At 70.8% G+C, this 12,815-nt stretch carries 18 protein-coding genes; 5 read left to right on the forward strand and 13 right to left on the reverse strand.

From position 1 onward, the window contains the following. Window positions 1-233 precede the first annotated feature (233 nt). The 3 genes from ACZ5Y0_RS21295 to ACZ5Y0_RS21305 all read left to right on the forward strand — a co-directional run bounded on the left by ACZ5Y0_RS21295 (window position 234) and on the right by ACZ5Y0_RS21305 (window position 3,079). Complete coding sequence (locus ACZ5Y0_RS21295; RefSeq protein WP_469130247.1) at window positions 234-2,033, forward strand: thiamine pyrophosphate-requiring protein; 1,800 nt, start codon at window positions 234-236, stop codon at window positions 2,031-2,033. A 91-nt stretch (window positions 2,034-2,124) separates the two neighbouring features. After that, a complete protein-coding gene (locus tag ACZ5Y0_RS21300; RefSeq protein ID WP_469130248.1) occupies window positions 2,125-2,505 on the forward strand; it encodes a DUF2795 domain-containing protein in 381 nt (126 codons plus the stop codon). Between the two features lie 31 nt (window positions 2,506-2,536). Next, the gene (locus ACZ5Y0_RS21305) at window positions 2,537-3,079 is read left to right on the forward strand and encodes a type 1 glutamine amidotransferase domain-containing protein (RefSeq protein WP_469130249.1); all 543 of its coding nucleotides are present in this window, start codon (window positions 2,537-2,539) and stop codon (window positions 3,077-3,079) included. A 58-nt stretch (window positions 3,080-3,137) separates the two neighbouring features. Here the strand turns inward: ACZ5Y0_RS21305 and ACZ5Y0_RS21310 are convergent, their stop codons facing one another. From ACZ5Y0_RS21310 to ACZ5Y0_RS21320, 3 genes are all read right to left on the reverse strand, one after another. Continuing rightward, window positions 3,138-3,470, reverse strand: coding sequence for a DUF6158 family protein (locus ACZ5Y0_RS21310; protein ID WP_469130250.1), 333 nt, complete (start codon window positions 3,468-3,470; stop codon window positions 3,138-3,140). A 199-nt stretch (window positions 3,471-3,669) separates the two neighbouring features. Beyond that, window positions 3,670-5,289 (reverse strand): ABC-F family ATP-binding cassette domain-containing protein, encoded by a 1,620-nt coding sequence (locus ACZ5Y0_RS21315; protein ID WP_469130251.1) that lies wholly within the window; start codon window positions 5,287-5,289, stop codon window positions 3,670-3,672. Window positions 5,290-5,360: 71 nt separating this feature from the next. Then, the gene (locus tag ACZ5Y0_RS21320; protein WP_469130252.1) at window positions 5,361-6,017 is read right to left on the reverse strand and encodes a histidine phosphatase family protein; all 657 of its coding nucleotides are present in this window, start codon (window positions 6,015-6,017) and stop codon (window positions 5,361-5,363) included. 193 nt (window positions 6,018-6,210) lie between these two features. Here ACZ5Y0_RS21320 and ACZ5Y0_RS21325 point away from each other — a divergent pair, with 193 nt between their 5' ends. Both ACZ5Y0_RS21325 and ACZ5Y0_RS21330 read left to right on the forward strand, forming a co-directional pair. After that, the gene (locus ACZ5Y0_RS21325) at window positions 6,211-7,032 is read left to right on the forward strand and encodes a methyltransferase domain-containing protein (RefSeq protein ID WP_469130253.1); all 822 of its coding nucleotides are present in this window, start codon (window positions 6,211-6,213) and stop codon (window positions 7,030-7,032) included. Window positions 7,033-7,074: 42 nt separating this feature from the next. Beyond that, on the forward strand, window positions 7,075-7,245 hold the full coding sequence (locus tag ACZ5Y0_RS21330) for a hydrophobic protein (protein ID WP_469130254.1): 171 nt from the start codon (window positions 7,075-7,077) through the stop codon (window positions 7,243-7,245). A gap of 39 nt (window positions 7,246-7,284) precedes the next feature. On the opposite strand, the gene ACZ5Y0_RS21335 is transcribed toward ACZ5Y0_RS21330, so the two are convergent. The 10 genes from ACZ5Y0_RS21335 to ACZ5Y0_RS21380 are packed head-to-tail and all read right to left on the reverse strand — an operon-like array spanning window position 7,285 to window position 12,741. Beyond that, on the reverse strand, window positions 7,285-7,572 hold the full coding sequence (locus ACZ5Y0_RS21335) for a gas vesicle protein K (protein ID WP_469130255.1): 288 nt from the start codon (window positions 7,570-7,572) through the stop codon (window positions 7,285-7,287). Then, window positions 7,569-7,757: a gas vesicle protein gene (locus ACZ5Y0_RS21340; RefSeq protein WP_469130256.1), complete on the reverse strand. Its 189-nt coding sequence runs from the start codon at window positions 7,755-7,757 to the stop codon at window positions 7,569-7,571. The genes ACZ5Y0_RS21335 and ACZ5Y0_RS21340 overlap by 4 nt, the downstream gene beginning before the upstream one ends. Next, window positions 7,754-8,569 carry a GvpL/GvpF family gas vesicle protein gene (locus tag ACZ5Y0_RS21345; RefSeq protein WP_469130257.1) on the reverse strand — a complete coding sequence of 272 codons (816 nt, stop codon included), beginning with the start codon at window positions 8,567-8,569 and terminating at the stop codon, window positions 7,754-7,756. Before ACZ5Y0_RS21345 ends, ACZ5Y0_RS21340 begins: the two co-directional genes overlap by 4 nt. Then, complete coding sequence (locus ACZ5Y0_RS21350) at window positions 8,566-8,907, reverse strand: gas vesicle protein (protein WP_467518279.1); 342 nt, start codon at window positions 8,905-8,907, stop codon at window positions 8,566-8,568. Before ACZ5Y0_RS21350 ends, ACZ5Y0_RS21345 begins: the two co-directional genes overlap by 4 nt. After that, a complete protein-coding gene (locus ACZ5Y0_RS21355; protein WP_469130258.1) occupies window positions 8,904-10,091 on the reverse strand; it encodes an SRPBCC family protein in 1,188 nt (395 codons plus the stop codon). The genes ACZ5Y0_RS21350 and ACZ5Y0_RS21355 overlap by 4 nt, the downstream gene beginning before the upstream one ends. Further along, window positions 10,091-10,831 (reverse strand): DNA primase, encoded by a 741-nt coding sequence (locus ACZ5Y0_RS21360; RefSeq protein ID WP_469130259.1) that lies wholly within the window; start codon window positions 10,829-10,831, stop codon window positions 10,091-10,093. The genes ACZ5Y0_RS21355 and ACZ5Y0_RS21360 overlap by 1 nt, the downstream gene beginning before the upstream one ends. After that, a complete protein-coding gene (locus tag ACZ5Y0_RS21365; protein ID WP_469130260.1) occupies window positions 10,828-11,091 on the reverse strand; it encodes a gas vesicle protein GvpG in 264 nt (87 codons plus the stop codon). The genes ACZ5Y0_RS21360 and ACZ5Y0_RS21365 overlap by 4 nt, the downstream gene beginning before the upstream one ends. 33 nt (window positions 11,092-11,124) lie before the next feature. Further along, a complete protein-coding gene (locus tag ACZ5Y0_RS21370; RefSeq protein WP_469130261.1) occupies window positions 11,125-11,877 on the reverse strand; it encodes a GvpL/GvpF family gas vesicle protein in 753 nt (250 codons plus the stop codon). Continuing rightward, window positions 11,874-12,299 carry a gas vesicle structural protein GvpA gene (locus tag ACZ5Y0_RS21375; protein ID WP_469130262.1) on the reverse strand — a complete coding sequence of 142 codons (426 nt, stop codon included), beginning with the start codon at window positions 12,297-12,299 and terminating at the stop codon, window positions 11,874-11,876. The genes ACZ5Y0_RS21370 and ACZ5Y0_RS21375 overlap by 4 nt, the downstream gene beginning before the upstream one ends. A 58-nt stretch (window positions 12,300-12,357) precedes the next feature. Further along, window positions 12,358-12,741: a gas vesicle protein GvpO gene (locus tag ACZ5Y0_RS21380; RefSeq protein WP_469130263.1), complete on the reverse strand. Its 384-nt coding sequence runs from the start codon at window positions 12,739-12,741 to the stop codon at window positions 12,358-12,360. Window positions 12,742-12,815 lie beyond the last annotated feature (74 nt).

The following is a 12,815-nucleotide window of genomic DNA, read 5'->3' on the forward strand; positions in this document are numbered from 1 at the left end:
TCTCCGTGCCCCGAGGCCATCACAGCCCGCCCCGCCCGTCGCCGCCCGCGGCCACGGTCCATTGGCGGGACGGCCGCACCCGATCGGGTGACCCGGCCCGAGAGGCGACGGAACCGGCCCCGGCCCTTGCGCCGCGCGTACGCGGCGCCCGGCCAGGTTTTCCGGCGGCCCGCCGGGTCACCCGGAACACGCCCGCGGTCCCGTGCCGCCCCATGCCCAGGGAGGACCCTTCCATGACGACCAAAGTCGCCGATCACGTCCTGCGACGGCTGCGCGAGTGGGGTGTGGAACAGGTCTTCGGCTATCCCGGCGACGGCATCAACGGGCTCCTGGCGGCCTGGGGCCGGGCCGACGACCAGCCGCGTTTCGTGCAGTCCCGGCACGAGGAGATGTCGGCGTTCCAGGCGGTCGGCTACGCCAAGTTCAGCGGTCGTCTCGGCGTGTGCGCGGCGACCTCCGGACCGGGCGCCATCCACCTGCTCAACGGCCTGTACGACGCGAAGCTGGACCATGTGCCGGTCCTGGCCGTCGTCGGGCAGACGCACCGCACCGCGATGGGCGGGTCGTACCAGCAGGAGGTCGACCTGCACTCCCTCTTCAAGGACGTCGCCTCGGAGTTCGTGGAGACCGTCACGGTCCCCGAGCAGTTGCCGAACGTCCTGGACCGGGCGATCCGCACCGCGTACGGCCGGCGCTGCCCGACCGCGGTCATCATTCCCGGGGACGTGCAGGAGCTGGACTACTCGCCACCCACCCACGAGTTCAAGATGGTGCCCTCCAGCCTGGACCGCAGCCAGTGGACGACCGTCCCGTCGGAGGAGTCGCTGCGGCGGGCGGCGGAGATCCTGGACTCCGGCGACAAGGTGGCGATCCTGGTCGGCCAGGGAGCGGCGCGGGCCCGCGCGGAGGTGGAGCGGATCGCCGAACTCCTCGGCGCCGGGGTGGCCAAGGCGCTGCTCGGCAAGGACGTCCTCAGCGACGAACTCCCGTACGTCACCGGTTCGATCGGCCTGCTCGGCACCCGGCCGTCGTACGAGCTGATGCGCGACTGCGACACCCTGCTGACGATCGGCTCCTCGTTCCCCTACACGCAGTTCCTGCCGGAGTTCGGCAAGGCGCGAGGCGTGCAGATCGACCTCGATCCGCACATGGTCGGCATGCGGTACCCGTACGAGGTGAACCTGGTGGGTGACGCGCGGGCCACCCTGCGGCGGCTGATCCCGATGCTCACGTCCGAGGACACGCGGGGCCGCGAGTGGTACGACACGGTGTGCGACAACGTCCGCCACTGGCGGGACGTGCTGGACCGGCGGGCGCAGGTGTCGGCCGATCCGATCAACCCGGAGTACGTGGCGCGGGCCCTGGACCCCCTGGTGCCGGACGACGCGATCGTCACCTGCGACTCGGGTTCGGTGGCGAACTGGTACGCGCGGCATCTGACGATGCGCGGCGACATGCGCGGCTCGCTGTCCGGCACGCTGGCGACGATGGGCTGCGGGGTGCCGTACGCGATCGGTGCGAAGTTCGCCCATCCGGACCGGCCGGTGATCGCGCTGGTCGGGGACGGGGCGATGCAGATGAACGGACTGGCGGAGCTGATCACGGCGGCGAAGTACCAGGACCGCTGGCTGGACCGGCGGCTGGTGGTCGCCGTGTGGAACAACCGGGACCTCAACCAGGTGACGTGGGAGCTGCGGGCCATGGGCGGCGCCCCGTCGTTCCTGCCGTCGCAGGAGCTTCCCGACGTGCGGTACGCGGAGTTCGCCCGCAGCCTCGGGCTCACCGGGGTGCGGGTGGAGAAGCCGCAGGACGTGGAGGCGGGCTGGCGTACGGCACTGGAGGCGGACGGGCCGGCGGTCGTGGAGTTCCTCACCGACCCGGCGGTACCGCCGGTCCCGCCGCACGCGACCTGGGAGCAGATGGAGGCGACGGCCGCGTCCATCCTGCGGGGCGACGCGGACGCGGGCTCGATGCTGAAGCAGGGGTTCAAGGCGAAGGTGCAGGAGTTCCTGCCGGGGCGCGAGCGGAAGTGACCTCGTTCACGAGACCGGCGGCGATGGCCTCGTGTCGGTCCCCGTCCCCCGGGTACGCGGTGGGGCGGAACCCGAGGATCTGGAGGGAGCCATGCAGCGAGGCAGCGACCGGCTGAGTGTCCACCGGGACGACGAGATGAAGAACGAACTCCAGGGTCTGCTCAGGTCCGGCCACCCCACGCGGTCCGAGGAGTGGCACGACCCCGAGCCGTCCGCCGAGGACGACCCGCCGCTCTTCGGCGGACCGGTGGCGCCGGGGAACGCGGGGTCGTCGCTGGCGACCGTACGGCTGGAACTGGCCCGCGTCCTGGGCCGCACCGCGTTTCCCGCAGGCCCCCAGGAGCTTGCCGGGGCCCTGCGCCGCAAGAACGCGCCGGACACCCTCGTCGAGGCGGTACGGCGGCTGCCGAACGAGCAGCGCTACGCCACCGTGCAGAAGCTGGCGGAAACCCTGACCAGGGGCGGGGCCTGAGCGGAACCACCAGAAAGGACGTTGAACGATCATGCGCATCGCGTTTCTGACGGCCCCCGAGGGCGTCGAGCAGGTCGAGCTGACCGATCCCTGGCAGGCGGCGAAGGACGCGGGACACGAACCCGTGCTGGTGTCGACCGGTCCGGGCGAGGTCCAGGCCTACGACCACCTCGACAAGGCGGACACCTTCCCGGTCGACGAGGTGACCGGCGAGGCCTCTGCGGACTCCTTCGGCGCACTGGTGCTGCCGGGCGGGGTCGCGAACCCCGACTTCCTGCGCACCGACGAGAAGGCGGTGGCCTTCGTCAAGGCGTTCTTCGAGCAGGGCAAGCCGGTCGCCGCGATCTGCCACGCCCCGTGGACGCTGGTCGAGGCGGACGTCGTACGCGGCCGGGTGCTGACCTCGTGGCCGAGCCTGCGGACGGACATCCGCAACGCGGGCGGCACCTGGGTCGACGAGCAGGTCAAGGTGTGCGACCACGGGCCGAACAAGCTCGTGACCAGCCGCAAGCCGGACGATCTGAAGGCGTTCTGCGAGACCTACCTGGACGTGTTCGCCCGAGAAGCCGTCTGAGCGGCTCCTCGGGGACGGACCGTCGGTGGCGGTCGGTGTGGAGCGGCTCCGGCGGGGCTCAGGCCCGGCCGGGGCCGTTCTCCGTGCCGGGGCCCCACTTGCCGACGGGGGTGCCCGAGCGGTCCGTGCCGTCGGCGTGCCCGGTGCGTTCCCGCGCGCCGTCGCGGGTGCGGCCCGGCGAGACGAAGCGGCGCGGGTTGCGGCGCAGGTACTCGCCCTCCAGTTTCGCCATCCGGTCGTTGTGGGCGCGCAGGGCGTCGTTCGAGCCGTGCAGGAGGGTGTCGTGGCGGGTGCGGTGGATGGTCTCCAGCTCCTTCATGAGCTGCTGGTCGTCCAGCCGGTCGGGGTCGACTCCGGTCATCGTGGTGCCCCACTCGTCGTGTTCGTCCATGGGGCCCGAGTACCCCCGGGGGAGCACAGACATCCGGCCGGCATCCGGGAGGAGCCATGGATCTCGCTTTCCTGCCTCCACTGTACGAACATTCCGGTCCCCGGGCCTGCGTCCGGGACGGCGCCTCCCGGCACGCGTGGGCCCACCCCACGGACGTCACCCGTCGGCGTCCGCGCCGGCCGGAGCGTCCGGCCCGCCGCTACCGGACGCGCTCCACGCGGCGCTCGTCCCACACCGGCTCCGGGGTCTCACGGACCCGGCCGTCGCTGCCGAACACCAGGTAGCGGTCGAAGGAGCGGGCGAACCAGCGGTCGTGGGTGACGGCGAGGACCGTGCCGTCGAAGGCCTCCAGCCCTTCCTGGAGGGCCTCGGCCGACTCCAGGTCGAGGTTGTCGGTCGGCTCGTCGAGGAGCAGGGCGGTGACACCCTCCAGCTCCAGCAGCAGGATCTGGAAGCGGGCCTGCTGGCCGCCGGAGAGCCGCTCGAAGGCCTGCTCGGCCTGCTGGGTCAGTTCGTAGCGGCGCAGCCGGGACATCGCCGCGCCCCGGTCCTGGGAGTGCTCCTGCCACAGGATGTCCAGGAGGGTGCGGCCCAGCAGCTCGGGGTGGGCGTGGGTCTGCGCGAAGTGGCCCGGTACCACCCGAGCGCCCAGCTTCCACTCCCCCGTGTGCGCCACGGTGTCGCCGGCCAGCAGGCGCAGGAAGTGCGACTTGCCGGAGCCGTTGGAGCCGAGGACGGCGACCCGTTCGCCGTAGAAGACCTCCAGGTCGAAGGGTTTCATCAGGCCGGTCAGTTCCAGGCCCTCGCAGGTGAGCGCCCGCACGCCGGTACGGCCGCCTTTGAGGCGCATGGTGATGTCCTGCTCGCGCGGCGGCTCGGGCGGCGGGCCAGCCTCCTCGAACTTGCGCAGGCGGGTCTGTGCCGCGTGGTAGCGGGACGCCAGCTCATGGCTGATGGAGGCGGCCTGTCGGAGGTTCAGGACGAGCTTCTTGAGCTGGGCGTGCTTCTCGTCCCAGCGCCGGCGCAGCTCCTCGAACCGGGCGAAGCGTTCCCGCCGGGCCTCGTGGTAGGTGGCGAAGCCGCCGCCGTGCACCCAGGCGTCGGCGCCGGCCGGTCCCGGCTCCACGGAGACGATCTTCTCGGCGGCGCGGGACAGGAGTTCGCGGTCGTGGGAGACGAACAGGACCGTCTTGCGGGTCTCCTTCAGCCGCTCCTCCAGCCACCGCTTCCCGGGCACGTCGAGGTAGTTGTCGGGCTCGTCGAGAAGGAGCACCTCGTCGGCGCCGCGCAGCAGCGCCTCCAGCACCAGCCGCTTCTGCTCGCCGCCGGACAGGGTGCGCACCTGACGGAACTGCGCCTTGTCGTAGGGCACGCCGAGAGCGGCCGTGGTGCACATGTCCCACAGTGTCTCGGCCTCGTACCCGTGCGCCTCGGCCCAGTCGGAGAGGGCCTGCGCGTACTGCATCTGCGCGGCCTCGTCGTCGACGGTCATGATCGCGTGTTCGGCCCTGTCGACGGCCTTGGCGACCTCCTGGATGCGCGGCGAGGACACCGACACGAGCAGGTCGCGTACGGTCGTCTCGTCCCGTACGGAGCCCACGAACTGGCGCATCACGCCGAGCCCGCCACTGACGGTGACGGTGCCGCCGTGCGGTTTGAGCTCGCCGGAGATCAGTCGCAGGAGGGTCGTCTTGCCGGCGCCGTTGGGTCCGACCAGGGCCACGACGGCCCCTTCGCCCACCCGGAAGGAGACGTCGCCGAGCAACGCCCTCCCGTCGGGGAGGTAGTACTCGAGGTGCGCGGCTTCCAGATGTCCCATGGGGGTGCATTCTGCGGGCCGCCCGCCGGATGCCGCAAACCCTTATCCGCGCGGTCCCCGCAGGTCGGGGATCATCCCGCCGTGTCCAGCGGCTCGCCGGCCGGTCCGCCGTCGCCCGCGGGTGTCACGGTCGCGCCCGCCCACGTCAGGGCCTTGAACCCGTCGGACGGGGAGCCGTCGAGGACGACGACGCCGGTGTTGGCGAGGCGGTGGGAGCCGGCGAAGGGCACGTCGACGTTGAGGGCGCGGGCCACCGTCCAGGTGCGGATCGCGGCGCCGTGGCTGACCAGGGCGACGGTGCGGGCGCCGCTGGCCGCGGCCTCGGCCACCACGGCGTCGTAGCGCGCCAGGAACTCGGTGCCGTTCTCGCCGCCCGGCATGCGCAGCTCCAGGTCTCCGGCCGCCCAGGCGAACACCGTGCGCATGTACCGCTCGCCCTGCTCGGACTCGCCCGGCAGGAGTTCGAGGTCACCGGCGGAGATCTCCCGGATGCCGGCGCGGACGATCATGTCCAGGCCTCTGGCGGCGGCCAGCGGCGCGGCGGTGAGCCGGGTCCGCACCAGGGTGGAGACGTACAGGGCGTCGATGTCCTCGTCGGCGAGGACATCGGGCAGGGCCGCGGCCTGCCGCTCGCCGAGCGCGGTCAGGCCGGGGCCGGGGACGGCGGTGTCCAGCAGGCGGTCCACGTTGGTGGGAGTCTCGCCGTGACGGATTAGCAGCAGGCGCATGCGCTCACTCTCCGGTGTCGTGCCGCCCCGCGCGGGAATCGGCCCCTGAAGGGTACCCGCAGTTTCCTGACAGGTCGTCAGTCCATATGCCAGAACGAAGTGTCTCAACATGCGACCGCGCACGTACGGTGACACCCCTCAGGCCCAGGCTCCGTCGAGCCCGGGGGCCGGGTCGTCGAGAAAGGGCTGAGCCATGCCGGAAGCACGGGAGACCGCCGTCTACACCCACGGCCACCACGAGTCGGTGCTGCGGTCGCACACCTGGCGGACCGCCGCCAACTCGGCGGCGTATCTGCTCGGTTCACTGAAGCCGCACATGAGGATCCTGGACATCGGCTGCGGTCCGGGCACGATCACCGCCGACCTGGCCGCACTGGTCCCCGACGGGCACGTCACCGGCGCCGACCACGCTCCCGGCATCCTGGAGCGGGCGCGGGCCACGGCCTCCGAACGCGGTGCGGCCAACACCGACTTCGTGGCCGCCGACGTACACGCCCTGGAGTACCCGGACGACACGTTCTGCGTGACGCACGCCCATCAGGTGCTCCAGCACGTCGGCGACCCCGTGCAGGCGCTGCGCGAGATGCGGCGGGTCACCAGGCCCGGCGGATACGTCGCCGTCCGCGACTCGGACTACGCGGCCATGACCTGGTATCCCGCCTCCGCCGGGATGGACGACTGGCTGGACCTGTACCGCACGGTGGCCCGCGCCAACGGCGGGGAACCCGACGCCGGCCGCCGACTGAAGTCCTGGGCCCGGGAGGCGGGCTTCACCGACATCACGGCCACCTCCGCCACCTGGACCTTCAGCACCGCCGAGGAGCGGGCCTGGTGGAGCGGCCTGTGGGCCGACCGCACCCTGGCCTCCGCCTACGCGGAACGCGCCATCGGGGGCGGGCACGCCGACGCCGGGCGGCTGGCGGCCGTGTCCGAGGCCTGGCGGGAGTGGGGGCGGCGGGAGGACGGCTGGTTCGCCGTGCTGCACGGAGAGACCCTGTGCAGAAAAGATGCCTGACTCGCGCATTCGGGGCAACTCGGACACCAGGAGGTCGAGGCTATGGTTCCCATCCTGCTGGTACTGCTTCTGGTGCTGATTCTTTTCGGTGCCGGATTCGCGGTGGAGGTGCTGTGGTGGATCGCGATCGCGGTTCTCGTTCTCTGGCTCCTGGGATTCGTGTTGCGCGGGAGCACCGCGGGCGGTGGCCGGGGCCGCTGGTACAGGTGGTGAAGTGACCCTGGGAGCCTCACCGGCGTCCTGCCGGGCGCCTCACTCCCGGGGCAGCAGTGGTCCGAGCGGCCCGAGGTCCAGATTGAGGTCCTCGGGCCGCAGCCCGTAGCGGTCGCGCAGTTCCGTCATCCGGTCGTCGAGCAGCATCAGCGTGAGCCCGATCCGCTCCTCCTGCTCCTCGGACAGGTCGCCCTGGTCGAAGCGGCGCAGCGCCTGCCGTTCCATGAGCTGGCGCAGCAGCTCGACGACGGTCAGGACGAGCTTGATCAGATCACGCTCGACCGTGTCGGGTTCGAGGTCGACGTGACGCTCGGGCGGCGTTGTCACGAGAGGTCCTCCCAGGGCGACGGAACATTCTCGTTCACGGAGCTGATCAGGGCGTTCAGATCGATGCGGACCAGGTCGACGTCCGCGATCCGCAAGGTGATGTCGCCCTTGATGACGACCCCGCCGGCCAGCAGCCGGTCGAGCAGGTCGACGAGGGCCACCTCGCGGCGTTCCACGACCGTCATGAGCCCTCCTCGCCCGTGCTGCCGGCACTCCCCACACCGCTCTCCGCGCCCTCCTCCGCCGCGGGCTCCACGAAGGAGTACGCCGCCCACGGTCCCGTGAGCTCGACGCGCATTCCGGGTTCCTCACCCTTCGTGCGGTCCACGAGTTCCACGAATTCCTCGGATTCCGCCCGGGGCACGAGATAGGCGGCATTGAGCACGTTCTGTCCCGAGGCCCGGGAAAGAGCGGGGTTCTGCGGTGCGTGGAGGCGGGCCGCGTCCGCGTGTTCCGAGAGCAGGGAGTGCAGCCGGCCGGCGAACCGTTCCGCCCGCTGCCAGGTGTCCTCGTGGGCCCTCGCCTTCATGCGCCGCTGGAGGAGATAGTCCCGCCCCGAGGCGGGCTTAGCCGCCGCGGCTTCCGGACCGGTCTCGCCCGTGGGCTCGACATAGACCTTCACGCCCCATTCGACGCGCCCCTCCAGCCGGTCCAGGGTGCGCCGGAAGAACTCCTCGCGTTCCTCCATCATCACGCGGACGCCGCTGTCGTCGCGGAAGACGGTGGCGAGCCGCAGCGGCAGCGGCGTGGTGACCGCCGTGAGTCCGTCGATCACCTGCTGGTGTCCGCGCGCCGTCGCGGCCAGCCAGTCCAGGTCCTCCAGATGGGCGCGGAGCGGCTCCTCGGCGAAGTCCTGTGCGGGTACGTCGCTGACGACGGCGATCAGGCCGTGGTGGTGCAGCATCTTGGCCGGTGCGCCCGCCACGCCCGTCAGCTCGGCCTGAAGAGGCGCGCCGACGGGCCGGCAGACGGCGTACACGTACCGCAGTCCGGTCATGAGGACTCCTCCGTGGTGCGGGCACGACCCGGCTCCAGTTCCTCCAGCCGTGCCAGCCGCTCACGCAGCTCGGCGTTCTCCCGAGTGAGCTGGTCGCGTCTGGCACGGGTGGACAGCGCCGGGTCGTCCTCCCACCAGTCGATGCCCATCTCCTTGGCCTTGTCGACCGATGCGACGATGAGGCGGAGCTTGATCGTGAGCAGTTCGATGTCGAGCAGGTTGATCCGGATGTCACCGGCGATGACGATGCCCTTGTCGAGGACCCGTTCCAGGATGTCCGCGAGGTTGGCGCCGCCGCTCTGGCCGTACGGTTCCGGCATCCGGCTCGGCATGCTCATCGACGACTCCTGTCCTCGTCCTCCGTGGCGTCTTCCTCGTCGTACTCGTCGGCCTCGGCCTCGGGCTCCGCCCCTTCTTCGGGCTCACCCTCCTCCTCGTCCTCCTCGTACTCGCCCTCGGGTTCCTCCTCCTCGTCGTACTCCTCCTCCGGCTCGTCCTCGTCGTGGTACTCCTCCTCGGCGGATTCCGCGGAGTCGCTCTTGTCCTCGGGCTCGTTCCCCTCCTCGGGCTCGTTCCCCTCCTCCGACTCAGACTCGTTCTTCTCCTCGGACTCGCGCTCCTCCTCGGCGAGGGCGTCCTCGTGGGAGCGGACGACCTCACCGTCGCGGATCTCGCCGCGCCAGCCGTCCTCCGCCTCTCCCTTGAGGGTGATGAAGCGGGCGAAGTTCTTGAGGTCGAGGCGGGCGCGACGGCCCTGGGCGCGCCAGATGTTGCCGGTCTTCTCGAAGAAACCCGTGGGGTAGTACTCGATGACCAGCACGACGCGGGTGAGGTTGTCGGCGATCCGGTGGAAGGAGACGACACCCTTGGTGGTGCCCTTGGCGCCCTCGGACGTCCAGGAGATCCGGTCGTCCGGGATCTGCTCGTTGGTCTTGGCCTTCCAGCTCCTGTTCGACCAGAAGACCTTGAGCTGCCAGTCACTGGTGGTGTCGTCGGCGCGGCTCGCGCTCTTGACGCCCTTGGCGAAAGTGCTGAAGTCCTGGTACTTGGTCCACTGGTCGTAGGCGGTGCGCAGCGGCACGGCGACGTCGATCTGTTCCATGATGACGGTGGGCTTGGAGCCGGACCCGCCCTTGCGCTTGCCCTTGCCGCCCCCGAGGTTCTTCAGGGCGCCTGTCACCTTGTCCTTGGCGCGCGAGACGCCGAGTTCCATCGCGGTGCGCATCGGGCTCTTGCCCTCGGCCAGCTTGCGACCTCCGTCGAGGGCCGTCTTGGCAAGGCCGGGACTCTTGCCCTCAGCGATGTCGTTCAGTTTGCCGGTGGTCTCGCCGAGCTTGCGGCCGACGCCGACCAGCACGCGCTGGGCCTGCGCGGCGAGATACTCCTGCGCCTCCGCCTTCAGCCGGTCCGCGGCCTCGCTCTGCGCGAGGTCCGTCAGCGGGTTGCCGCCGGTGGCCTTGCCCGCCGACTCACCGGCCGTCTTGCCTGCCGTGGACGTGGCCGATCCGAGTGTCTCGGTCATCACTCACCGCCTCCCTTCGCCCGCCGGGTCCGCGATGCGGTCTTCGCGGCCGTCCTGCGGTCCGACCCGGCGGTCTTCCTCGGGGCCGTCCCGCGCGCGGGCGCCTTCTTGGCTGGTGCCTTCTTCGCGGTCTTCTCGGCCGCCGCCTTCTTGCGCGGCGGCTCCTCCTCGTCATCCTCGGCCTCGTCGGCCCGGTCCTCGGCATCCTCGTCCTCGTCGACGTCCTCGTCGTCGGCCCGGTCCTCGGCATCCTCGTCGACGCCGTCGTCCTCGGCCGCCTCACCGTCGTCGGCCCGGTCCTCGGCATCCTCGTCGACGCCGTCGTCCTCGTCGCGCGCGGACTCCGGCTCCTCGTTCTCGTCGTCCTCGTCGTCCTCGTCGTCCGACTCGTCCCGCGACTTCTTGCCAGGCGCATCGGGGACGGCGCCGTCGAGTTGGTCGCGCACCCGGTCGGTGCGGCTGTGCAGCAGGTCCGCGAGCGCGCTCATCTGCCGCTCGACCAAGGCGCCGGAGGCGGCCTTGCCGGCGCCGCGCAGTTCACCGCGGAGCTGCTCGCCGATCTCCTTGAACTGCGGGTTGTCCTTCAATTGCTGGGACACCAGGTCTGCCACACCGCGCGGAGTCAGGTTCAGCTTCTTGCCGGCGACCATCGAGCCGACGGCGAGCGCCAGTTTCATCTTCTTCTTACGTCCGAGGACGTATCCGGCCCCGATCGCGAGGCCCAGTCCCACTCGGTTCATCGTGCTGTCCCGTCGTCGGTTCCCGTGCTCCTGTGCATGGCGATGTCCAGCCGGTCGAGGAGTTCGTCCTCCATCCGGTCGAACTCCTCGTCCGTGATCTCTCCGGCCTCCAATCGCTCCTCGAGCCGGGAGAGTTCGGCCCGAACGGTGGCGGGGTCGTAATAGATCCGCTCGGCCTCCTGAACGACCTGCTGGATCACCCAGCCGCTGCCGCGCACCGGGGCGAACGGCAACAGCAACACCTCTGAGATCAGGCCCATCTCCCTCTCCCTGCTCTTCGTGTCCGGGCCCCGCTACTGCGTCGCCGGCACGGCGGGCTTCGCGGGGCCGGGCTCGACGAAGCTGTACGGAGGCAGCGGGCCGTTCACCCGCACCTCAAGATGGGGGCGGCTCCGGCGGAGGTCCTCCGCCGCTTCGAGGAACCGTGCGGCCTCGTCGCGGTCCACGAGGAACGAGACGTTGGCGAGCCAGCCGGTGGACTCGGGGCCCGCCTCGACGCTCGCCGCGAGGGGTTCCAGCACCCGGTGGACCTCCGCCGCGTCCTCGGCCTCACGGGCCTTGACCGCGGCCGCCACCATCTCGCCGAGCTGGAGCTTCTGCTCGTACGAGCCGCCGCCGGCCTGCCGGTTCGCCTCGGCCCGCGCACGCAGTTCGGGGCTGTCCGCCATCACCTGGTGCAGCACGGCCTCCTCGACGTGGGAGGCCTTCACGTTGTACTCGACCTTGTTCTCGAGAGCCCGCAGCCGCTCCAGGTAGTGCTCGGCGCGCTCGGTGAGCACACCCGTGACCGCGTCGTCGTCCGGGGCGATGCTGCCGAACCGCATGGGCAGGACGCAGCCGTCCGCCCCGACCTCACCGAGAACGGTCTGGTGGGCGAGGAGGTCGCGGCGCTTGGGCCGCAGGTTCTCCGGGGCGTCGCTGACGACGGCCGCGAGGTCGCCGGAGTACAGCACCCGTACCGGCAGGGGAGGCTCTCCCACACCGTTCAGACCCTCCGGACGGGAGGGGTGCGAAGCGGCGGTGATGCCGTAGACGTAGGTGCTCACTCCTGCTCTTCCTTCCGGCGGGCGGTCGTGGTCTTGCGCTGACGCGGCCTGGACTCGGACTCGCTCTCCTCACGGGCCTGCTTGAACGCGCCGGATATGGTCTCCGCCGCGCCGGACAGAGCCCCCTTGGACTTGCCGCGCGCACCGGACTCGGTGACCTCTCCGACGATCTCGGGCAGGCCGGGGCTCTTGCGCGGGCCCGCCTCGAGGTCCAGGCGGTTGCACGCCTCGGCGAACCTCAAATAGGTGTCGACGCTGGCGACGACGACCCGTACGTCGATCTTCAGGATCTCGATGCCGACCAGGGAGACCCGTATGAAGGCGTCGATCACCAACCCCCTGTCGAGAACGAGCTCCAGGACGTCGTAGAGACCGCTGGAGCCGCCTCCGCCACCGGACTGTTGTGCCGGGACCACGGTCATTCCGACCGCACCTCCTTGTGTGGTGAATGGTTTTGAAGCCGTACGACGGGCGAGCGGCCTACCGGCCGCCGGGCCTGTGCGCGTCGGCCCGCCCACGTTCGTACCGGCGAACGCGGCGGTAGCCGGTGAGCTGGCCCTCGGGGTCGAGTTCGACCTCGTAGCTCGCCATGAGGCTCATGGTGTCGGGCACCCGCTCGAGTTCGAGGACCTCGACCTCCAGGGACCAGCCGTCCTCGGTCTGCGTGAAGGACGAGACGCTCTCGGCGGTCATGCCGGTCAGCTCGGCGAGCTGGGCGCGCGCCTCGCGCAGCACCTCCATGGGCTTCGGCCGGTCGTCCGTCACAGTGTCGTCCTCGCCCTCGGTCTGGTCGTCGGTCGGGGAACCGCCCTTCGGGGGTTTCCGTGCAGCTTGTGTGTCTGCCGTGTTCCTTGTGTTCGACATGGCCACCTCTTCCTTCCGTGTGGCCGGAAGGACCATGGCCAAACCTTCACCGGCGCACGCGTCTGCGCCGCGTC

It is taken from the genome of Streptomyces sp. NPDC033216 (assembly GCF_055577115.1).

Excerpts from the sequence above, each read along its gene's own strand:
- ACZ5Y0_RS21295 (WP_469130247.1), top strand. The coding sequence starts at position 234 with ATGACGACCAAAGTCGCCGATCACGTCCTGCGACGGCTGCGCGAGTGG.
- ACZ5Y0_RS21300 (WP_469130248.1), top strand. The coding sequence starts at position 2,125 with ATGCAGCGAGGCAGCGACCGGCTGAGTGTCCACCGGGACGACGAGATG.
- ACZ5Y0_RS21305 (WP_469130249.1), top strand. The coding sequence starts at position 2,537 with ATGCGCATCGCGTTTCTGACGGCCCCCGAGGGCGTCGAGCAGGTCGAG.
- ACZ5Y0_RS21310 (WP_469130250.1), bottom strand. The coding sequence starts at position 3,470 with ATGGACGAACACGACGAGTGGGGCACCACGATGACCGGAGTCGACCCC.
- ACZ5Y0_RS21315 (WP_469130251.1), bottom strand. The coding sequence starts at position 5,289 with ATGGGACATCTGGAAGCCGCGCACCTCGAGTACTACCTCCCCGACGGG.
- ACZ5Y0_RS21320 (WP_469130252.1), bottom strand. The coding sequence starts at position 6,017 with ATGCGCCTGCTGCTAATCCGTCACGGCGAGACTCCCACCAACGTGGAC.
- ACZ5Y0_RS21325 (WP_469130253.1), top strand. The coding sequence starts at position 6,211 with ATGCCGGAAGCACGGGAGACCGCCGTCTACACCCACGGCCACCACGAG.
- ACZ5Y0_RS21330 (WP_469130254.1), top strand. The coding sequence starts at position 7,075 with ATGGTTCCCATCCTGCTGGTACTGCTTCTGGTGCTGATTCTTTTCGGT.
- ACZ5Y0_RS21340 (WP_469130256.1), bottom strand. The coding sequence starts at position 7,757 with ATGACGGTCGTGGAACGCCGCGAGGTGGCCCTCGTCGACCTGCTCGAC.
- ACZ5Y0_RS21345 (WP_469130257.1), bottom strand. The coding sequence starts at position 8,569 with ATGACCGGACTGCGGTACGTGTACGCCGTCTGCCGGCCCGTCGGCGCG.
- ACZ5Y0_RS21350 (WP_467518279.1), bottom strand. The coding sequence starts at position 8,907 with ATGAGCATGCCGAGCCGGATGCCGGAACCGTACGGCCAGAGCGGCGGC.
- ACZ5Y0_RS21355 (WP_469130258.1), bottom strand. The coding sequence starts at position 10,091 with ATGACCGAGACACTCGGATCGGCCACGTCCACGGCAGGCAAGACGGCC.
- ACZ5Y0_RS21360 (WP_469130259.1), bottom strand. The coding sequence starts at position 10,831 with ATGAACCGAGTGGGACTGGGCCTCGCGATCGGGGCCGGATACGTCCTC.
- ACZ5Y0_RS21365 (WP_469130260.1), bottom strand. The coding sequence starts at position 11,091 with ATGGGCCTGATCTCAGAGGTGTTGCTGTTGCCGTTCGCCCCGGTGCGC.
- ACZ5Y0_RS21375 (WP_469130262.1), bottom strand. The coding sequence starts at position 12,299 with ATGACCGTGGTCCCGGCACAACAGTCCGGTGGCGGAGGCGGCTCCAGC.
- ACZ5Y0_RS21380 (WP_469130263.1), bottom strand. The coding sequence starts at position 12,741 with ATGTCGAACACAAGGAACACGGCAGACACACAAGCTGCACGGAAACCC.